Annotated in this window: 18 protein-coding genes; 8 read left to right on the forward strand and 10 right to left on the reverse strand. The window is 65.7% G+C overall.

The genetic code is table 11. The annotated features are described in order from the left end of the window. Positions 1-138: 138 nt before the first annotated feature. The 3 genes from AC1VVM_RS05655 to AC1VVM_RS05665 all read left to right on the forward strand — a co-directional run bounded on the left by AC1VVM_RS05655 (position 139) and on the right by AC1VVM_RS05665 (position 3149). Positions 139-1275 carry a DUF47 family protein gene (locus tag AC1VVM_RS05655; RefSeq protein ID WP_132388304.1) on the forward strand — a complete coding sequence of 379 codons (1137 nt, stop codon included), beginning with the start codon at positions 139-141 and terminating at the stop codon, positions 1273-1275. A gap of 12 nt (positions 1276-1287) precedes the next feature. Further along, positions 1288-2289 (forward strand): inorganic phosphate transporter, encoded by a 1002-nt coding sequence (locus tag AC1VVM_RS05660; protein ID WP_482903093.1) that lies wholly within the window; start codon positions 1288-1290, stop codon positions 2287-2289. Between the two features lie 197 nt (positions 2290-2486). Further along, positions 2487-3149, forward strand: coding sequence for a glutathione S-transferase family protein (locus AC1VVM_RS05665; RefSeq protein WP_132388308.1), 663 nt, complete (start codon positions 2487-2489; stop codon positions 3147-3149). 137 nt (positions 3150-3286) lie between these two features. Here the strand turns inward: AC1VVM_RS05665 and AC1VVM_RS05670 are convergent, their stop codons facing one another. After that, complete coding sequence (locus AC1VVM_RS05670; RefSeq protein ID WP_132388310.1) at positions 3287-3751, reverse strand: cupin domain-containing protein; 465 nt, start codon at positions 3749-3751, stop codon at positions 3287-3289. Between the two features lie 68 nt (positions 3752-3819). Between AC1VVM_RS05670 and dapE the strand changes: the two genes are divergently transcribed. Together dapE and AC1VVM_RS05680 are read left to right on the forward strand one after the other, a co-directional pair. Continuing rightward, positions 3820-4965 (forward strand): succinyl-diaminopimelate desuccinylase, encoded by a 1146-nt coding sequence (gene dapE, locus AC1VVM_RS05675; RefSeq protein WP_482956331.1) that lies wholly within the window; start codon positions 3820-3822, stop codon positions 4963-4965. A gap of 104 nt (positions 4966-5069) precedes the next feature. Then, positions 5070-6389 (forward strand): dicarboxylate/amino acid:cation symporter, encoded by a 1320-nt coding sequence (locus AC1VVM_RS05680; RefSeq protein WP_482956076.1) that lies wholly within the window; start codon positions 5070-5072, stop codon positions 6387-6389. 147 nt (positions 6390-6536) lie between these two features. On the opposite strand, the gene AC1VVM_RS05685 is transcribed toward AC1VVM_RS05680, so the two are convergent. The 3 genes from AC1VVM_RS05685 to dapB are packed head-to-tail and all read right to left on the reverse strand — an operon-like array spanning position 6537 to position 8325. Then, positions 6537-6926, reverse strand: a complete 390-nt coding sequence (locus AC1VVM_RS05685) for a hypothetical protein (protein WP_132388316.1) — start codon at positions 6924-6926, stop codon at positions 6537-6539. A gap of 14 nt (positions 6927-6940) precedes the next feature. Continuing rightward, positions 6941-7600, reverse strand: coding sequence for an endonuclease III (nth, locus tag AC1VVM_RS05690; RefSeq protein WP_482956077.1), 660 nt, complete (start codon positions 7598-7600; stop codon positions 6941-6943). Then, a complete protein-coding gene (gene dapB, locus AC1VVM_RS05695; protein ID WP_482903097.1) occupies positions 7597-8325 on the reverse strand; it encodes a 4-hydroxy-tetrahydrodipicolinate reductase in 729 nt (242 codons plus the stop codon). The genes nth and dapB overlap by 4 nt, the downstream gene beginning before the upstream one ends. A gap of 147 nt (positions 8326-8472) precedes the next feature. On the opposite strand from dapB, the gene AC1VVM_RS05700 reads away from it, so the two are divergent. Continuing rightward, on the forward strand, positions 8473-9174 hold the full coding sequence (locus AC1VVM_RS05700; RefSeq protein ID WP_482956078.1) for an NAD-dependent deacylase: 702 nt from the start codon (positions 8473-8475) through the stop codon (positions 9172-9174). Continuing rightward, positions 9171-9533 (forward strand): GFA family protein, encoded by a 363-nt coding sequence (locus AC1VVM_RS05705; protein ID WP_482903099.1) that lies wholly within the window; start codon positions 9171-9173, stop codon positions 9531-9533. Before AC1VVM_RS05700 ends, AC1VVM_RS05705 begins: the two co-directional genes overlap by 4 nt. Here the strand turns inward: AC1VVM_RS05705 and AC1VVM_RS05710 are convergent. The 6 genes from AC1VVM_RS05710 to mutM form a co-directional block, all read right to left on the reverse strand. Further along, positions 9512-10309 carry a HesA/MoeB/ThiF family protein gene (locus AC1VVM_RS05710; RefSeq protein WP_482956079.1) on the reverse strand — a complete coding sequence of 266 codons (798 nt, stop codon included), beginning with the start codon at positions 10307-10309 and terminating at the stop codon, positions 9512-9514. The genes AC1VVM_RS05705 and AC1VVM_RS05710 overlap by 22 nt on opposite strands. Positions 10310-10316: 7 nt before the next feature. Next, the gene (locus AC1VVM_RS05715) at positions 10317-10718 is read right to left on the reverse strand and encodes a DUF983 domain-containing protein (RefSeq protein ID WP_482956080.1); all 402 of its coding nucleotides are present in this window, start codon (positions 10716-10718) and stop codon (positions 10317-10319) included. A gap of 113 nt (positions 10719-10831) precedes the next feature. Continuing rightward, positions 10832-11734, reverse strand: a complete 903-nt coding sequence (locus AC1VVM_RS05720; protein WP_482903102.1) for a GGDEF domain-containing protein — start codon at positions 11732-11734, stop codon at positions 10832-10834. A 629-nt stretch (positions 11735-12363) separates the two neighbouring features. Further along, positions 12364-13797, reverse strand: a complete 1434-nt coding sequence (gene dnaA / locus AC1VVM_RS05725; protein ID WP_132388621.1) for a chromosomal replication initiator protein DnaA — start codon at positions 13795-13797, stop codon at positions 12364-12366. A 1012-nt stretch (positions 13798-14809) separates the two neighbouring features. After that, positions 14810-15070: a 30S ribosomal protein S20 gene (rpsT, locus tag AC1VVM_RS05730; RefSeq protein WP_132388328.1), complete on the reverse strand. Its 261-nt coding sequence runs from the start codon at positions 15068-15070 to the stop codon at positions 14810-14812. Between the two features lie 146 nt (positions 15071-15216). Further along, positions 15217-16029, reverse strand: a complete 813-nt coding sequence (gene mutM / locus AC1VVM_RS05735) for a bifunctional DNA-formamidopyrimidine glycosylase/DNA-(apurinic or apyrimidinic site) lyase (protein ID WP_482956332.1) — start codon at positions 16027-16029, stop codon at positions 15217-15219. A gap of 109 nt (positions 16030-16138) precedes the next feature. Here mutM and AC1VVM_RS05740 point away from each other — a divergent pair, with 109 nt between their 5' ends. Further along, on the forward strand, positions 16139-17056 hold the full coding sequence (locus tag AC1VVM_RS05740; RefSeq protein ID WP_482903104.1) for a DMT family transporter: 918 nt from the start codon (positions 16139-16141) through the stop codon (positions 17054-17056). Positions 17057-17074 lie beyond the last annotated feature (18 nt).

The following is a 17074-nucleotide window of genomic DNA, read 5'->3' on the forward strand; positions in this document are numbered from 1 at the left end:
TTGCGGACCGCTCCCGCCCGGCGTGATCCCGGCACACGCCGGATCGATCCCGGAAATCCATCTATGTGACGATTGCGTGACCGGCTCGCTTCCCCTAGGGGGCACGCGGTCGCGTCAAGAGAAGAAAGGAGACTCGCCATGCGCCAGATCGCCGTTCTTCCCTATCGTACCGTCGGCCCCGCCGTCGACGCGCCGATCCAGATACTGCTGATCACCTCGCGCAGTTCGCGCCGTTGGGTCATTCCCAAGGGTGGGCTGATGAAGGGCTACTTGCCCCACGCCGCCGCCGCCGCAGAGGCGGAGGAAGAGGCAGGCGTGCTCGGCGCGGCCTGTCCGATCCCGCTGGGATCCTATCGCTATCGCAAGCAGCGCGCCTCGGGCGCCTCGGTCTGGGCGGACGTGGACGTGTTCCCGTTCGCCGTCACCGAGGAACTCGATACCTGGGACGAACAACACCAGCGCGAACGCCGCTGGTTCTCTCTGGCTGAGGCGGCTAAGGCGGTCGACGAAGAGGACCTTCGCGCGCTGATCCGTTCATTTGGCGCGCGTGAGTTCCGCGCCGCCGCCAGTCCCGCACGCCTCCTGAGCGTGATGGCCGACCGGATGGCCGACAAGACAGGGGTCAATACGATGTTTGCCTGGTTCCAGAAGCTGCTTCCGCAGCAGGGCAATTTCTTCGATCTGTTCGAACAGCAGGCCGCAACGCTGGTGGCCGGGGCCGATGCCCTTGCGCGCCTGGCGCAGGGCGGCCCGGGCCGCGCCCAGCACATTCGCGAGATCAGCGAGCGCGAACACGATGCGGACAATATCACCCGCGAAGTGCTCCAGACGGTGCGCCGCACCTTCCTGACGCCGTTCGATCGTTCGTCGATCACCAGCCTGATCACGACGATGGACGATGCCATCGACGAGATGCAGCAAGTGGCCAGCGCCGTGAATCTCTACGAGGTCACCGAGTTCGAGCCCGAGATGATCGACATGGCCGCGATCATCGTCGATGCCGCGCGCCTCACCGCCGAAATCATGCCGCTGCTGCGCAAGATCGCCGACAACGGCCACCGCCTGCACGAACTGACCGAGCGCCTCGTGCGCATGGAAGGCCATGCGGACGAGATCCATGCCGCGGGTCTCAAGCGCGTGTTCAAGGCGGATTCGGGCAAGGATGCGCTGCACTTCATCGTCCGTCAGGAGATGTTCAAGCGGCTGGAGCGCGTGGTCGACCGATTCGAGGACGTGGCGAACGAGATCGATGGTCTCGTGATCGATCACGCCTAAGCTGCCCTTTCGATGGAACACACGCTTGCACTGCCGCTGCTGATCGGCCTCGTCGCGCTCGCGCTGGCGTTCGACTTCCTGAACGGGTTGCACGACGCTGCCAACGCCATCGCTACGGTCGTCGCCACGCGCCTGCTCTCGCCGGTGATGGCGGTGCTGTTCGCCGCTTTCGGCAACTTCGCCGCTTACTGGATCATGGGCCTCCATGTCGCCGAGACGGTGGGCAAGGGCATCATCAACAAGGACGCGGTGACGCCATCCGTGGTGTTCGGCGCCCTGGTGGGCGCGATGTTCTGGAACGTGCTGACCTGGATCAAGGGCATCCCTTCGTCTTCCAGCCATGCGCTGATCGGCGGACTGCTAGGCGCGGGCGTCGTCGCGGCGGGCCCGGGCGTGGTCGAGGCAGACGGCACGGTGAAGACGCTGATCGCCATCATCGCCTCGCCGCTGCTGGGCTTCGTGATCGCGATGCTGATGATGCTGCTGACTTCGTGGCTGTTCCGGGGAACGACGCCGCGCCAGTCCAACGGCATCTTCAAGACGCTGCACTTGTTCTCGTCCGCCGCCTACTCGATCAGCCACGGCGGCAACGACGCGCAGAAGACGATGGGCATCATCGCCGTGCTGCTTTACTCCACCGGGCACCTTGAGGGCGGCTTCCACGTGCCCGAATGGGTGGTGATCGGCTGCTACACGGCGATCTCGCTCGGCACGCTTTCGGGCGGTTGGAAGATCATCAAGACGATGGGTTCCAAGCTCACCAAGCTCAACCACCACTCGGGCTTTTGCGCTTCGACTGCGGGCGCCATCGTGGTGTTCGGTGCGAGCGCCATGGGCATTCCGGTTTCGACCACCCATGCGATCACCGGCGCCGTCGTAGGCACCGGCGCCGCCCGCCGCGCTAGCGCGGTGCGCTGGTCGGTCGCCAGCCGCGTGATTGTGGCATGGTTCGTGACGATCCCGGCCAGCGCCGTCGTTGGCGCGCTGTTCTACGAGATCACGCGGCTCTTTTGACGCGGGCGCCATTCGCATCCGCGAATGGCTTGCGGCGCCGGCCCACTCCCCCACCCGACCTCCCAGATTTTACCCGTAGGGAGATCGGGTGGGGAGTGGGCCGGTGCCGCAGTTACATTCTGCGACGCCGTTCATTCTCGACTTGTCGCGCCTGAACCGATAGTCCCCGGGCTTGGACTTATGGGGAATCCGCGTAAGTGAAGCTGATTATCGGCAATAAGAACTACTCCAGCTGGTCGCTGCGCGGCTGGCTGGCCTGCAAGCAGTCGGGGCTCCATTTCGAGGAGATCACCGTCCCGCTCTACGGTGACGAATGGGACGCCCAACGCAGCTCGAACGACCTTGCACCCAGCCACGGCAAAGTGCCGATCCTGTGGGATGGCGACGCCGTGGTGTGGGACAGTCTGGCGATCGTCGAGTATCTCGCCGACAAAGTCGGGCGCGACCGCTTCTGGCCCAAGGGCGACGATGCCCGCGCCATGGCGCGCTCGATGGTGGCGGAGATGCATTCCAGCTTCTTCGCGCTGCGCCGCGCCTGTCCGATGAACATCCGTATGCGCGTCGAAGGCATGGTGCCGGATGACGACGTGCGTGCGGACGTGGTGCGCATCCTCACGCTCTGGGCCGAGGCGCGCGCGCGGTTCGGGCGGGGCGGGCCGTTCCTGTTCGGCACTTTCAGCGCCGCCGACGTGTTCTACGCGCCCATCGTCAGCCGGTTCCTGACCTATGGCATTGGCGTGCCCGGCTTCGCGGTGGCCTATATGGAGGCCGTCTGGGAGCACGAGTGGATGCAGCAGTGGATCAACGCCGCGCAGACCGAGGAATGGGTGATCGAGCAATTCGAAGCGCCGATAAGGTAACCTCGACCGTCACTCTGCTTACCAAATCACACTCGGGGGCCCCGCGAAGGCGGGGGCGCCGATATTCTTGAGCCGCAGCGCGGGGATGACGGGGAATGTGATAGCAGCGGGATGAGGTGATCCCGGAGGATGCGCGCCTAGCGGATCCCGTCGGTCGGGTAAGGCGTGCCGTCCTTGTGGAAATACCCGTCGCCTTCGAACTTCATGTCGATGTCCGAATAGGCGCCGGAGCCGTCGCGATTGCCGGCGCCGATGGCGACGAACACACAGTCCGCGTCGCTCTCGTTGATCAGGTGATGGCCGTTCGCGACGCCCTTGGGCCAGGCGCAGACATCCCCCGGGCGCAGCACCGTGCGGCCGTCATCCTCCACCAGCACGGCCTCGCCGGAGAGCATCACCAGCAGCTCGTCCTCGTCGTCATGCCAGTGGCGCTGGCTGGACCACGCGCCGGGTTTCATCACCACGTGGCTCGCATCCATTTCGGTAAGCCCGCCCGCCGGCGCCAGCCGCCGCCACCAGCGGCCCTTCACCGGCTGGTCGAATGGCGCCGGATAGCCGGTGCCATTCGACGGTGCGATAGCGTCGATATCGATCTTCGGCATCTGTCCCTCCATCGCGAGCCTGTCCCCAAGCTATGGTCTTGCGCGCCGACCTGTGCAATGGCCCCGGCATGACCGAGACCGTGCAGACCACCGCCGATGTCGTCGCGCTTGCCCAAGCGCTGATCGCCTGCCCCAGCGTCACACCCGCCACCGGCACGGTGTTCGATTGCCTGGAAGCGCAACTGACGCCGCTCGGTTTCGACGTCCATCGCGCCATCTCGGGCGAGGCGCCGGACGGCCCGGTCGAGAACCTATTCGCGATCCGCAAGGGCCCCGAAGGCTCGCGCCACTTCGCCTTTGCCGGCCACCTCGACGTGGTGCCGCCGGGCGAGGGCTGGGCCAGCGGCGCTTTCGCACCCGAGATCAGGGGCGATCTGCTCTATGGCCGCGGCGCGGTCGACATGAAGGGCTCCATCGCCGCCATGGTCGCCGCCGTCGCGGACCTCCCGGTCGAGGCGGGCACGGTCAGCTTCGTCATCACCGGCGACGAGGAAGGCCCCGCGCGCTACGGCACGCTGGCGCTGATCGACCATATGCGCGCGGTCGGCGCGATCCCCGACCTCTGCCTTGTCGGTGAGCCCACTTCGGTCAACCGGCTGGGCGACATGATGAAGATCGGCCGTCGCGGCTCGGTGAACATCTGGCTCGAAGTCGAGGGCGTGCAGGGCCATGTCGCCTATCCGCATCTGGCCGACAATCCGATCACCCGGCTGGTCGCCATGCTGACCGAACTCGATGCGCTGGTGCTGGATGAGGGGACCGACTGGTTCCAGGCGAGCAACCTCGAAGTCACCGACCTCACCGTCGGCAATCCGGCCACCAACGTGATCCCGGCCAAGGCTTCGGCGCGCATCTCGATCCGTTTCAACGACCTGCACACGGGCGAAGGCCTGTCCGCGCGCGTTACCGAGATCGCCGAGCGCCATGGCGGCACCGCCCGCCCGGTGATTTCGGGCGAGGCATTCCTCACCGCGCCGGGTCCGTTCTCGACCCTGCTGGCCGATGCCATCCGCGCCGAGACCGGCGTGGAACCCGAACTGTCCACCAGCGGCGGCACCTCGGACGCGCGCTTCCTCAAGGACCTGTCGCCGGTGATCGAGTTCGGCCTGTGCAACGCGACCATGCACAAGCGAGACGAGGCTGTGGCCATCGCCGACCTCGAAGGGCTGGTGCGCATCTATCGGCGCGTGCTGGACGCCGCCCTAACGCGCTGACTCCCGCTGATTTCGGCGTAAAACGTCAAGAATAGGGGCGCCCCCGGCGTTGACCGGGCGGGTTACGCTGTTAGTCTCGCAAGCAATTTTATTGCGAGGTGGGAATGGGCAGGCGGCTGACGCTTTATATCGTTATCGGCATGGTGCTGGGCATCGCCGTGGGCTGGGTGCTTCATGCGAGCCTGTCGGCAGGCGATCCGCGCCTGGAGCAGTGGGCTGACTACTTCAAGCTGCTGCCGGACGTCTTCCTGAAGATGATCAAGATGATCATCGCGCCGCTGGTCTTCGCCACGATCGTCACCGGCATTTCGGGCATGGGCGACAGTTCGGCGCTGGGCCGCATCGGCGCCAAGGCGCTGGCCTGGTTCATCTCGGCCAGCCTGATCTCGCTCGCGCTCGGCCTGCTGTTGGTCAACCTGTTCAAGCCCGGCGTCGGTGTCGGCTTCGAGACGCGGGCCGACCTTGGCAAGCTGGAGACGGGCGAGCTGACGCTGCGCCACTTCATCCTCGAAATCTTCCCGAGCAGCGCCGTCGACGCGATGGCGCAGAACAACATCCTGCAAATCCTCGTCTTCTCGCTCTTCGTCGGCGTCGGCCTCACCGCCATTGGCGAGAAGGGCGCGATCATCGTCAAGATCAGCGAGGCGCTGTCCGAACTGATGCTCCAGATCACCGACTACGTGATGCGCTTTGCGCCGTTCGCGGTGTTCGGCGCGCTTGCCAGCGTGATCGGCACGCGCGGGCTTGGCATCGTCGTGACGTACGGCGTGCTGGTCAGCGAGTTCTACTTCGCGATGCTGCTGCTGTGGCTGCTGCTGTTCATTGTGGGCGCGGTGTTCCTGCGTGGACGAGTCATCACGCTGTTCCGCTATATCCGCGAGCCGCTGCTGCTGAGCTTCTCGACCGCATCATCCGAGGCGAGCCTGCCCAAGCTGTTCGAACAGCTTGACCGCTTCGGTGTGCCGCGCCGGATTTCGGGCTTCATCCTGCCGATGGGGTACAGCTTCAACCTCGACGGCTCGATGATCTACATGAGCTTCGCGACGATCTTCATCGCGCAGGCCTATGGCATCCATGTGCCGATCGGCACGCAGATCCTGATGCTGCTGACGCTGATGGTCAGTTCGAAGGGTATCGCCGGGGTTCCGCGCGCCAGCCTCGTGGTCATTGCCGCCACGCTCACGCAGTTCGGCCTGCCGGTCGAAGGTATCGCGCTGCTGCTGGGCATCGACACGTTCCTCGACATGGGCCGCTCGGCCACGAACGTCGTCGGCAACGCGGTCGCCACGGCGGTGATTACCCGCAGCGAAGGCATGCTCCAGCCGCTGGTCGATCCCGAGGAGCCGATGCCTCGCGCGCCGACGCGCACCTCGTCGGAAGGGCGCCACGGGCTCAATATCGATCCCGAGCAGTACGACAGCTGATGGCTTAAATTCCTCCCCTGCAAGGGGAGGGGGACCGCCCGAAGGGTGGTGGAGGGGTGTCACCGCCAGAGTGGACACCCCTCCGTCAGCGCCCCGATATGGGATGGGCGCTGGCACCTCCCCTTGCAGGGGAGGACACCGGAACGGTTAGCGGATCAGCCTGACCGGCGTGAACGGCGCCAGCCCGCAGCCCGCGCCGCGCTGGAACCCGCTGCCCACGCGGTTGAGCGGGAAGATGATGTCCTGCCGGCAAAGCTGCGACAGCGACGTCGAATAAGTGAAGGTCCCCGCCGAGCGCAGGCCCGGGCAGCGGTTCGGCAGCGTCACGCGCCACACGCGGTTGCCGGCGCCGATGAAGTCGATGGTCCAGTCGTCGCGGATATTGGTGTTGGAGAACTGGCTCAGCGGCAGGCAGTCCTGCGCGGGGCCGACCACTTCGGCGGCCGGGCTGACCGGCGGCGGGGTCTGGGGTTCCTGCTTGGTGCAGGCCATGAGCGTGAGCGGCATGAGGGCGAAGGCGACGTTACGGCGAACCATGGACATCCTCCTGATCAGGCAGCCTTGCGAGCGGCTCCCTTCTCCATGATCTTGTCCTTGTAATCGCACAAGTCAACGACCGGGCAGCGCCAGCACTCCGGCGTGCGCGCCTTGCAGATGTAGCGGCCGTGCAGGATCATCCAGTGGTGCGATCCGACGCGGAACGGCTGCGGCACCCGCTTTTCGAGCTGCTTCTCCACCGCGAGCGGAGTCTTGCCCTTGGCAATGCCGGTGCGGTTGCCGACGCGGAAGATATGGGTGTCGACCGCGAAAGTCTCGGCTCCGAAGGCGCAGTTCATCACCACGTTGGCGGTCTTGCGCCCGACGCCCGGCAGTTCGACCAGAGCATCGCGGTCTTCGGGGACTTCGCCGTCATAACGATCGACGAGAATCTGCGAGAGCGCGATGACGTTCTTGGCCTTGGAATTGAACAGGCCGATGGTCTTGATGTGCTCCTTCAGGCCCTCTTCGCCCAGTTCGACCATCTGCGCCGGGGTCTTTACCTCCCGGAATAGCGCCCGCGTCGCCTTGTTGACGCCGACGTCGGTCGATTGCGCGGAGAGCACCACGGCGACGAGCAACTGGTAGTTATTGCCGAATTCCAGCTCCGTCTCGGGCGAGGGGTTAAGCTCGGCGAGACGGCGGAAGAATTCGAAGATTGCGGCCTTGTTCAAAGGTCCAGCACCTCGGGCATGGTGTAGCGCCCGGCGTGCTTGTCCTTCAGCCATTGCGCGGCCTTGACCGCGCCCTTGGCGAAGATCGTGCGATTCTCGGCAAGGTGCGAGAACGAAAGGCGCTCGCCATCGGCCAGGAAGTGCACGGTGTGGTCGCCCGCCACGGAGCCGCCGCGCAGGGCCGCGAAGCCGATGGTACCCGCCTCGCGCTTGCCGGTGATGCCGTCGCGGGCGCGGACGGCAGCGTTCGACAGGCTGACCTCGCGGCCCTTGGCGGCGGCTTCACCCAGCAGCAGTGCGGTGCCGGAGGGGGCGTCCACCTTCATGCGGTGGTGGGTCTCGACGATCTCGATATCCCAGTCCTCGGCCAGCTTGCTGGCGGCTTCGCGCACGAGGTGGGCAAGCAGGGTGACGCCCAGCGAGGTGTTGCCGGTCTGGAGCACGGGAATATGCTGCGCGGCCGAATCGATCAGCCAGTGGTGGCGTTCCTCAAGGCCGGTGGTGCCGACGACGATGGGAATGCCGGCGTCCACTGCCGCATCGAGGTTGGCTTCCAGCGCGACCGGGCTGGAGAAATCGATCAGCACGTCGGAATGCGCGGCCAGTGCCGCCACGTCGCCGTCGCGGTCCACGCCGCCGACGAATTCCTCGCCCGCAGCCGCAATGGCCTCCGCAATCGCGCGTCCCATGCGGCCTTCGCTGCCGATAATTCCGATTCGTGCCACGTCACTGTCTCCAGGAGCCGTCATGCCGAACTTGTTTCAGCATCCATCGTGCCCCAAACACCGGGCAGCGAATGGCGCACAATGAACCCCGAAACAAGCCTGTCCCGAGGAGGGGCGGACGGTTCGGGGAGACGGGAAAGGCAAGCCGTGTCGGTACTCCGCAATATCGTCATCCTCACCGGCGCGGGCGTGTCGGCCGAAAGCGGCATCGATACCTTCCGGGACGGCGGCGGCCTGTGGGAGCAGCACCGAGTCGAGGACGTGGCGACACCGGAGGCTTTCGAGCGCGATCCCGATCTGGTGCTGCGCTTCTACGACATGCGGCGCGAGGCGATCCAGACCAAGGCGCCCAATGCCGCGCACCACGCGCTGGCCCGGCTCGACCGTGAGTGGGAGGGCGACCTGCTGATCGTCACCCAGAACATAGACGATCTTCACGAACGCGCGGGCACCTCACGCGTGCTCCACATGCACGGTGAGCATCTCAATGCCTGGTGCACCGCATGCGACGTGCGCTCGCGCTGGACGGGCACTCTGATCGACCGTCCGGCCTGCCCCGAATGCGGCAAGGCGGCGCTGCGTCCCGATGTCGTCTGGTTCGGCGAGATGCCCTACCACATGGACGCGATCTACGACGCCTTGCGGGAGGCGGACCTGTTCGTCTCGATCGGCACGTCGGGCGCGGTCTATCCGGCGGCGGGCTTCGTGCGCAATGCGCGCGATCTTGGCGCGGCGACGCTCGAACTCAATCTGGAGCCCAGCCAGGGCACCGGCTGGTTCGACGAAGCCCGCCAGGGCCCGGCCACCGAAGTGGTTCCGGCATGGGTGGAAGAGATTCTCGGGCTATGACGGTGGACGCCGCTGGAAACCCGGCCGGCCATCGCGGCAGTTGCCATTGCGGCGCGGTCACGCTGGAACTGGCCGAGACGCCGCGCGAAGTCTGCGATTGCAATTGCTCGGTGTGCCGCCGGTTGGGGACGCTCTGGTCCTATCACAGTCCGTCAAACGTGCGGATCGATGGCCCGCTCAGCGGCTATCAAACGGGCGATCGGGTGCGGACGTTCTGGCACTGCCCCCAATGCGGCTGCACCACGCACTGGAGCGCCGTGGACCCGGCGCGGGACCGGATGGGCGTGAACATGCGCCTGTTCGCGCCCGAATTGCTGGAGAGCCTGTCCGTCTACGCTTACGACGGCAGATCGGCTTGAACGGGGGCCTGAACCCCGCAGGCGTGGCAGCCGGGATCCTTGGCGATCCTGAGCGGCCGCATCGAAGGCGCCAAGCCGTCGATCAGATGTAGCGTGCCGTACTGGGGATCGCCCAGCGCGGCGTGGCCGGCCATGACCACGCGCATGGCATGCATCGCCGCGAACGTGCCGACCATGCCGACCATCGCGCCCAGCACGCCGTCGGCCGCGCACGTATCGCAGTCCTGCGCATCGAAGGCATCGCCCACGAAACAGCGGTAGCAGGCATGGTCTGGCAGGTGTCCGGCGAAGTTGGCGACTTGCCCCTGAAAGCGACCAACCGCCGCGCTCGTGAGGGGAATGCCCAGTTTAATACAGCTGTCTGACACACGCAGGCGAGTCGCGAAGTTGTCACACCCGTCAAGTACCACGCTCGCGCCGAAGAGAACCTTTGCCGCGTTGTCTTCCCCGAGACGCGTTACATGCGGCACAACCTCAAGGCCAAGATCAAAGCGCCGCACCCATTCGGCTGCCGCTTCCGCCTTAGGCTTGCCGATATCCGATGGCGTATAAATCGTCTGACGTTGCAGATTGCTGACGTCCACCGTGTCGTCGTCAATCAGCGTCAGCCGTCCTATCCCGGCTGCGGCGAGATACTGGAGAGCTGGGCTGCCGATCCCGCCGCAGCCGACGAGCACCACATGCGCATCGGCCAGCGCGACCTGGCCCGTGCCGCCGACTTCGGGAAGCACGATATGCCGCGCGAAACGCGCAAGGCGATCGGGTGCCAAAGTCATTGCTGCATCATTCCTGTGTGGTTCCGGGTGTCGCCGGCAGCCGCTCCTTCACGAAGCCATGCATGCCGAACCACCACTGGGTGGCGATCACCGCGCCCTTGGCGGGCTGGAGCATGCCCAGCATCATCACCAGTGCCACCGGGACCACGATCGCGAAGATCGCCGACGGTCCGAACTGGAAGTCGCTGGACAGTGCGATGATCAGTGGGGCCATCAGGTGGCCGGTCACCAGCATCGCGATATAGGCGGGAAAGTCGTCCGCGCGCTGGGGCGTCAGATCGGCCATGCAGGCCGGGCAGCGTTCCAGCGGTTTCAGCCACTTGCGGAACAGCCGGCCCTCGCCGCAGCGCGGGCAGCGGCAGCGTATGCCGCGCAGCGCGGCCTGCCAGTAGGAGGCGGGAAGCGTCATGGCCATGCGCCTACAGCATCGGGGCCGTGCGGGCAAAGCGCAAAAACGAAGATGCGGGGGCGTTCGGTGGGGGGTGGGGAGGGACGCCCCCGCATCAGGTAAGGGGGTGCGGATTAGCCGTTGCCGGCGATCCGTACCCGATTGCTGCCGACGCTGTGGGCGGCACTCAATGTCGATTCGGCGCGGTGCGTTGCCTCACCAAGCTGCGCGAAGCTGCGCAGCGGGGCGAGGGCGCAGGAGAAGGTGACCGAAATGGCTTCGCCTTCCGTCTCGTCGTGTTCGGAGGTGGCTAAAGTCTGGGCCAGAGTCCGGGCCAGCGCGCTGTCCAGCGCGACGCTGGCGCGCAGCCGCTCCATCACCAGTCGCGCTTCGTCGAGCTGGGTATCGGGCAGGATCACAGCGAAGGCCTCGGCGCTCCAGCGGGCCACAAGGTCGGTGCGGCGCATCCCGGCGTCGATCCGTCCGGCCACCGCGCGCAGCAGCGCGTCGCCGGCGGTGGGGCCGAACCGTCCGGAGAGCGAGGCGAAATGGTCGATGTCGATCAGGGCCAGCACGGCATTGCCCTGTCCGGCCAGCACGCGCTCCGCCGAATCGAGGAATTCGTGGCGATTGCGCAGTCCGGTCAGCCGGTCGCGCCGCGCTGCGTCGAGCGGTTGCCCGGCGCGGATAGCGGCGGTTGCGGCGGCCGTGGCGACGCTTTGGAGCAGTAGGCCCACGGTGTCGTTGCCGCCGCGCGGGATACCCGCCAGCCGCTCACCGCGCTGAGCGGCGCCGAGCAGGGCAACGGCCTCGCGCAGCGGCGTGACAAGAGCATGGATGGCGCTCAGTCCGAGTGCGGCGCCCAGCACGGTGGCGCAGAATGTGACTGCCAGCAGCACGGGATCCCACCGTCCGGTCGCTGCCGCGAAAGCCACGACGGCCAGCATGGGCACCAGCACGGCGGCCAGACATGCCAACAGCAGGCGCCATTCGTAGCGGCGCGGGAACAGAAAGGATGTGGCCCGGTAGAAGCGCATCGCATGCCCCTCTCGTGCAGCCGGGAAGCCCGGTCATGACGAAGGCTATGCGAAGACCCTTATCTAATGGTTAAGATTTTACGACAGGGGCGGATTGGCGGTTTGACGGAAGAAGCGCGCGGCTGCCATCCTTCGACAAGCTCAGGATGAGCGGAGTGGGAGGGGAAACATCCCCATGCGCTGGAACCCGCCATTCCCCCGATCCCGCTCAGGCTGAGCCTGTCGAAGCCCCGGCGAGCGAGGCGCGAGGCTGCCATACTCTACTAGCTTAGGATGAGCGGGGTGTGGGAGCGGAATTCCAGCGGCCAACTCGCAACCGGCCCGTCCTCGATCGCGCTCAGGATGAGTGGTGGCCGGGGGAATGGCACCTGCCAACCTACACCCGTCATCCCCGCGAAGGCGGGGATCCCGCTTCTGTTGTGCAGGCGAGAGGTCAGGAAAAAGCGGGGCCCTCGCCTTCGCGAGGGCGACGAGGGTGCGAATATGACGGCTCACCGGCACTATTCCCCCGCCCCAAACGACGCCGCGCGTGGGAACCGATCTGGTTCCCACGCGCGGTCAGGTGCGACCCTGCAGGCAAAACGTGCGGATGGTACCGCGGGTTCCCGGGGGTGCCCCCGGGCAGACCCTCAGGATTCGAGCTGGCGCAGCAGCGAGCGGACGTCGCCGTCCATGTCGGCATCGCGCGTGCGCAGTTCCTCGATCAGGCGGACCGCGTGGATCACGGTCGAGTGATCACGCCCACCGAACTTGCGGCCGATCTCGGGATACGAGCGCGGCGTCAGCACTTTGGCGAGATACATCGCCACCTGACGTGGACGCACCACCGCGCGGGCGCGGCGCTTGGAGCTCATCTCGGTCCGGTCGATACGGTAGAACTGGCAGACCGTGCGCTGGATCTCGTCGATCGTGATGCGGCGGCGGTTGGCCGAGAGGATGTCGGTAAGCTGTTCCTCGGCCAGCTGGAGCGAGACGGCCTGACCCGTAAGCTGGGCATAGGCGATCAGCTTGTTGAGGCCGCCGACCAGTTCACGCACGTTGCGGTTGATGGTGCGGGCAAGGAACTCGATCACGTCCGACGGCACGTCCACCGAGGCGAAGCGGTGCAGGCGGTTTTCGAGGATCGAGCGGCGCAGTTCGATGTCGGCCGGCTGGATGTCGGCGACAAGGCCCATCGACAGGCGCGAGAGCAGGCGCGGTTCGACACCGTCGAGCGCCTGCGGCGCGCGGTCGGCGGCGAAGACCAGGCGCTTGCCTTCCTGAAGCAGCGCATCGATCGTGTAGAGCAGTTCTTCCTGCGCCGATGCCTTGCCGATGATGAACTGGATATCGTCCACCAGCAGCAGGTCGAAGCCGCGCAGACGCGACTTGAACTCGATCATCTGGTTCTGGCGCAGCGCCTGGACGAATTCGACCATGAAGCGCTCTGCCGAGCAGTAGAAGATCCGCGCATGCGGGTGGTGCTGAAGATAGGCATGGCCGATCGCGTGCAGCAGGTGCGTCTTGCCCTGGCCGGTGGCGGCCTTGAGGTAAAGCGGCGAGAACTGCGGCGATTCGGTGGCCGACATGCGCTGCGCGGCATTGCAGGCCAGCACGTTGGACTGGCCGGTCACGAACGTCTGGAACGTCTGCGAGGCATCGATGCCGGCAGGACCCTGGCCCAGCGCGGCGAAAGCTTCGCCGGACAGTGCGACCGAGATCGGATCGGCCGAACCTTGCGCCGAATCATTGGCCGGTGCGCTCGACGGACGGCCGCCACCGCCCAGACGCAGCTCGGGAAGCTGGCGACGACCCGGGTGCACGAGGATGCGCACGTGGCGCACGTCGGGACGAGCGATCTTCCATGCCAGCGAGAGACGGTCCGCGAAACGATCCGCCACCCAGTTCGCCGAGAACTCGGTGGGCAGATAGAGATCGAGCGTTCCCGTTTCCTTGCAATAATTGCCGGGCTGAATCGGCTTGATCCACTGGCTGTGCGCTTGCTGACCGAGGTCTTTGCGCAAGCCCTGGCTGATGTCCGCCCAGTCGGCCGCCAGATTCACGGCTTCCTGATCCTCTTCCATCACCAATTTTACCGCCTTCGATTTCTTGCTCACGCCGTTAGCGCCTTGACCTGCTGTATCTGACATAAAACCAACCCCCCTTGTTGGCTGCTGCCCCGAATGGGCCGCGCGCAACCGGAAAGGACACGCCACCAGGCGTAAAAAAATCCCCAACCGCAAACGCATGTTTGCAGCGGGTGCTTCGTCGCTGTTGATGTTCCCCGGCCGGTTCCGCAACGGCCGAGGACCCTTTTAGAAACGGGTTTGGTCGCGGTGCAATACGATCCTCCCCAAATAAAAAAAATTATGCCTGTTGACTCGTCTCGGAGTGCCCAATTTCCGTCATGAAAGAATTTTCATGAATGAAATCAAACGGTTCCCATATGCGCACATGCGAATCGTAAGGTTTCCGTCATTTCGTTGCACAGGCCCCTTCTCGGGGTCCGAAGCGGGGCTTCGGGCCGGGTGACGAGGTCCCGATTTCGTTCCTGTTCCGTACTCGGCCGAAAGTACTAGGTGAGGCTCCTGTGTGCCGAATCGGAATTCGACTCAGGAACACCCGTCCCCTCGGCAAAGGCGGAAGGACCGATTCGACGCAATGTGCCGATTCGGAAATGGGGTCTCCGTGCGGATTGTGAAGGGCGTGGAGCAGTGCGCGGGGTTTTGAGGCCCTGCGTTCCGATCCTGTCTACCCGATGGATGTTGTGGTTGGCCCCTCAGTACGCGATTCGCGCCGGGAGCATTTGCTACGCCCCGTTAGGCAGGAGCACCCGTTGGGCGCAAGCGCTGAGTGCAGTCCTTTTGTGCGGAATGGCGGCCGGTGGATGCGCGCGCTGCACGATTCACGCGGCGCCGGGCGCAAGGGGTGGCCGACAGGAACGAGGACGCCATAAACGAGGACGCCATAAACGCCTTCGGCCCAAGCTTCCGCCCGTTACCCGCAAGATGTGCGGGGTGTCCGGACAGAAGCTTGGGCCGAAGCAGCAGTCCCGGGCCACCCGAATTAATCGGGGCCCGGACTGTCAGGCCGGGCTCAGAGAGCCGAGACGGCCTTGGTCAGGCGCGAGAACTTGCGCGCTGCGGTGTTCTTGTGAAGCACGCCGCGGGCAACGCCACGCGCCAGCTCGGGCTGGGCTTCCTTGAGAGCGGCCGAAGCGGCGCTCTTGTCGCCACCGGCAATCGCAGCTTCGACCTTCTTCACGAAGGTACGGATGCGGCTGATGCGGTTGGTATTGATCTCCGCACGGCGATCGTTGCGACGGATGCGCTTGCGGGCTTGCGGCGTATTGGCCATCGAATTTCCTCTGTCTGGCCGCCCCACGCTGGTGATGCCGGCCCAATGCCTAACGAATCTGCTTTTGGCGAGCGGACTCGCCGGAAAGCGCGCCCCTTAGCGGTGTAGCGCCATTCCGTCAACCCGCGTGAGGCGCCCGAAACCGCCTATTTCTGGCATTTCGGACACCAAAAGGTACTGCGTCCACCTTGGACGAAGCGCCTTACCGGGGCCCCGCATAGGCAAGCTTCGCCCTCACGTCCATAGACCTGCCAGGAAGTGGCGAAATAGCCCAGTTCGCCATTGGGCTGCGCATAGTCGCGAATCGTCGAGCCGCCCGCCGCGATCGATTCGGACAGCACATCGCGAATCGCCGGCACCAGCCGGTTCAGCGCGGGCAGGGTAACGCGGCCGGCTTCCTTGTCGGGCCGGATCCGCGCGCGGAACAGCGCTTCGCAGACATAGATATTGCCGAGCCCGGCGACGACCTGCTGGTCGAGCAGCATCTGCTTGATCGGGGCGATTCGTCCGGCCAGCTGCGTCTTGAGATGCGCGGCCGTCAGCCCTTCGCCCAGCGGTTCCGGCCCCAGTGCGGCAAATGCGCCCCACGAATCGAGCCCGGCGGTGGGCACGAGGTCCACCGAACCGAATCGCCTTGCGTCGTTGAGCGCCAGGACATGGCCCGATCCGGTCTCGATCACGAGGTGGTCGTGCTTTTCCGGTTTCTCCGGCTCGATTCGCCAGCGGCCGGACATGCCGAGGTGGAACACCATGGTCTGGTCGCGGTCGGTATGGATGAGGCCGTACTTGGCGCGGCGGCCCATCGTCGTCACCCGCGCGCCGGTCAGGACTTGGACCAGATCGGGCGGGAACGGGCGGCGCAAGTCGGCGCGGTTGAGCGTTACACGCGCGATCCGCTCGCCTTCGAGATAGCGGGCAAGGCCGCGCACGGTGGTTTCGACTTCGGGAAGTTCTGGCATCGTGGGGGGGAGATAGGGCTTCGCACGCGCCATGAAAAGCGAGCGAGGGCTCGGCATTCCGAATGTCACGAGCCTCGCCACCCAACGAACGGGCCGCTAAGCGCTTGTCATGGAAGAAAAGCCTTCGAACTTTCGCGCCTTTGCCATGCTGGGCCTCGTCATGCTGCTGTGGGCGGGTAATTCGATCGTCGGCCGGGCGGTGCGTGCGGATGTGCCGCCGTTCACGCTGGCATTCGGGCGCTGGCTGCTGGCGCTGATGGTCCTGCTGCCTTTCGCGCTGGGTCCGCTGCGGCGCGAGTGGCGCGCGGTTCTGGCGGGCTGGCGGTGGATTGTGGTGCTGGGCGTGCTCGGCGTCGTCTGCTTCAACGGCTTCCTTTATAAAGGGCTGCATTACACGACCGCCGCCAATGCCCTGCTGCTGCAAGCCTCGATCCCGGCGGCCGTGACGGTGCTGGATCGGGTGCTGTTCGGCGGGCGGCCTGGGAAATTGCATGTGCTGGGCGTCGTCGTCTCGACGCTGGGGGTCATGGCCATTGTCTTCAAAGGCGATCCGGCGGCGCTGATGCAACTGCGCTTCGGCCCGGGCGACAGCCTGATCTTCTGCGCGGTGGCGGCATGGTCATTCTACACGGTGCTGCTGCGCAAGCGGCCACCGGTGTCGCCGGTGGTCTTCCTGTTCCTGACTTTCGCGCTTGGCGCGATGGGCATGGCCCCGCTGGCCGCACTGGAGGCGGCGAGCGGGCAGGCCGTGCACTGGAGCCCGCATGTGCTGGCGGCTTTCGCCTATGTCGGCCTGTTTCCTTCGGCGATTGCCTACTTCATCTATAACCGCGCGACGGCCGAGCTTGGCGCGGCCCGCGCCGGGCAGGCGATCACGCTGATGCCGCTGTTCGGCGCGCTGCTCTCGGCGCTGCTGCTGGGCGAGCGGCTCATGCCCTACCACCTCGCGGGCATGGCGCTGATTCTGGCAGGTATCGTGCTTTCCGCGCTCGCCCTGCGGCGGGTACGGGCGAACGCGACGGCATGAACGCCGCGCCCGCCGCCG

Source organism: Novosphingobium sp. BL-S-33 (assembly GCF_056857025.1).

Excerpts from the sequence above, each read along its gene's own strand:
- AC1VVM_RS05660 (WP_482903093.1), top strand. The coding sequence starts at position 1,288 with ATGGAACACACGCTTGCACTGCCGCTGCTGATCGGCCTCGTCGCGCTC.
- AC1VVM_RS05670 (WP_132388310.1), bottom strand. The coding sequence starts at position 3,751 with ATGCCGAAGATCGATATCGACGCTATCGCACCGTCGAATGGCACCGGC.
- dnaA (WP_132388621.1), bottom strand. The coding sequence starts at position 13,797 with ATGGAAGAGGATCAGGAAGCCGTGAATCTGGCGGCCGACTGGGCGGAC.
- AC1VVM_RS05710 (WP_482956079.1), bottom strand. The coding sequence starts at position 10,309 with ATGACTTTGGCACCCGATCGCCTTGCGCGTTTCGCGCGGCATATCGTG.
- mutM (WP_482956332.1), bottom strand. The coding sequence starts at position 16,029 with ATGCCAGAACTTCCCGAAGTCGAAACCACCGTGCGCGGCCTTGCCCGC.
- AC1VVM_RS05720 (WP_482903102.1), bottom strand. The coding sequence starts at position 11,734 with ATGCGCTTCTACCGGGCCACATCCTTTCTGTTCCCGCGCCGCTACGAA.
- AC1VVM_RS05705 (WP_482903099.1), top strand. The coding sequence starts at position 9,171 with ATGACGGTGGACGCCGCTGGAAACCCGGCCGGCCATCGCGGCAGTTGC.
- AC1VVM_RS05680 (WP_482956076.1), top strand. The coding sequence starts at position 5,070 with ATGGGCAGGCGGCTGACGCTTTATATCGTTATCGGCATGGTGCTGGGC.
- dapE (WP_482956331.1), top strand. The coding sequence starts at position 3,820 with ATGACCGAGACCGTGCAGACCACCGCCGATGTCGTCGCGCTTGCCCAA.
- AC1VVM_RS05655 (WP_132388304.1), top strand. The coding sequence starts at position 139 with ATGCGCCAGATCGCCGTTCTTCCCTATCGTACCGTCGGCCCCGCCGTC.
- rpsT (WP_132388328.1), bottom strand. The coding sequence starts at position 15,070 with ATGGCCAATACGCCGCAAGCCCGCAAGCGCATCCGTCGCAACGATCGC.
- AC1VVM_RS05740 (WP_482903104.1), top strand. The coding sequence starts at position 16,139 with ATGGAAGAAAAGCCTTCGAACTTTCGCGCCTTTGCCATGCTGGGCCTC.
- AC1VVM_RS05715 (WP_482956080.1), bottom strand. The coding sequence starts at position 10,718 with ATGACGCTTCCCGCCTCCTACTGGCAGGCCGCGCTGCGCGGCATACGC.
- AC1VVM_RS05685 (WP_132388316.1), bottom strand. The coding sequence starts at position 6,926 with ATGGTTCGCCGTAACGTCGCCTTCGCCCTCATGCCGCTCACGCTCATG.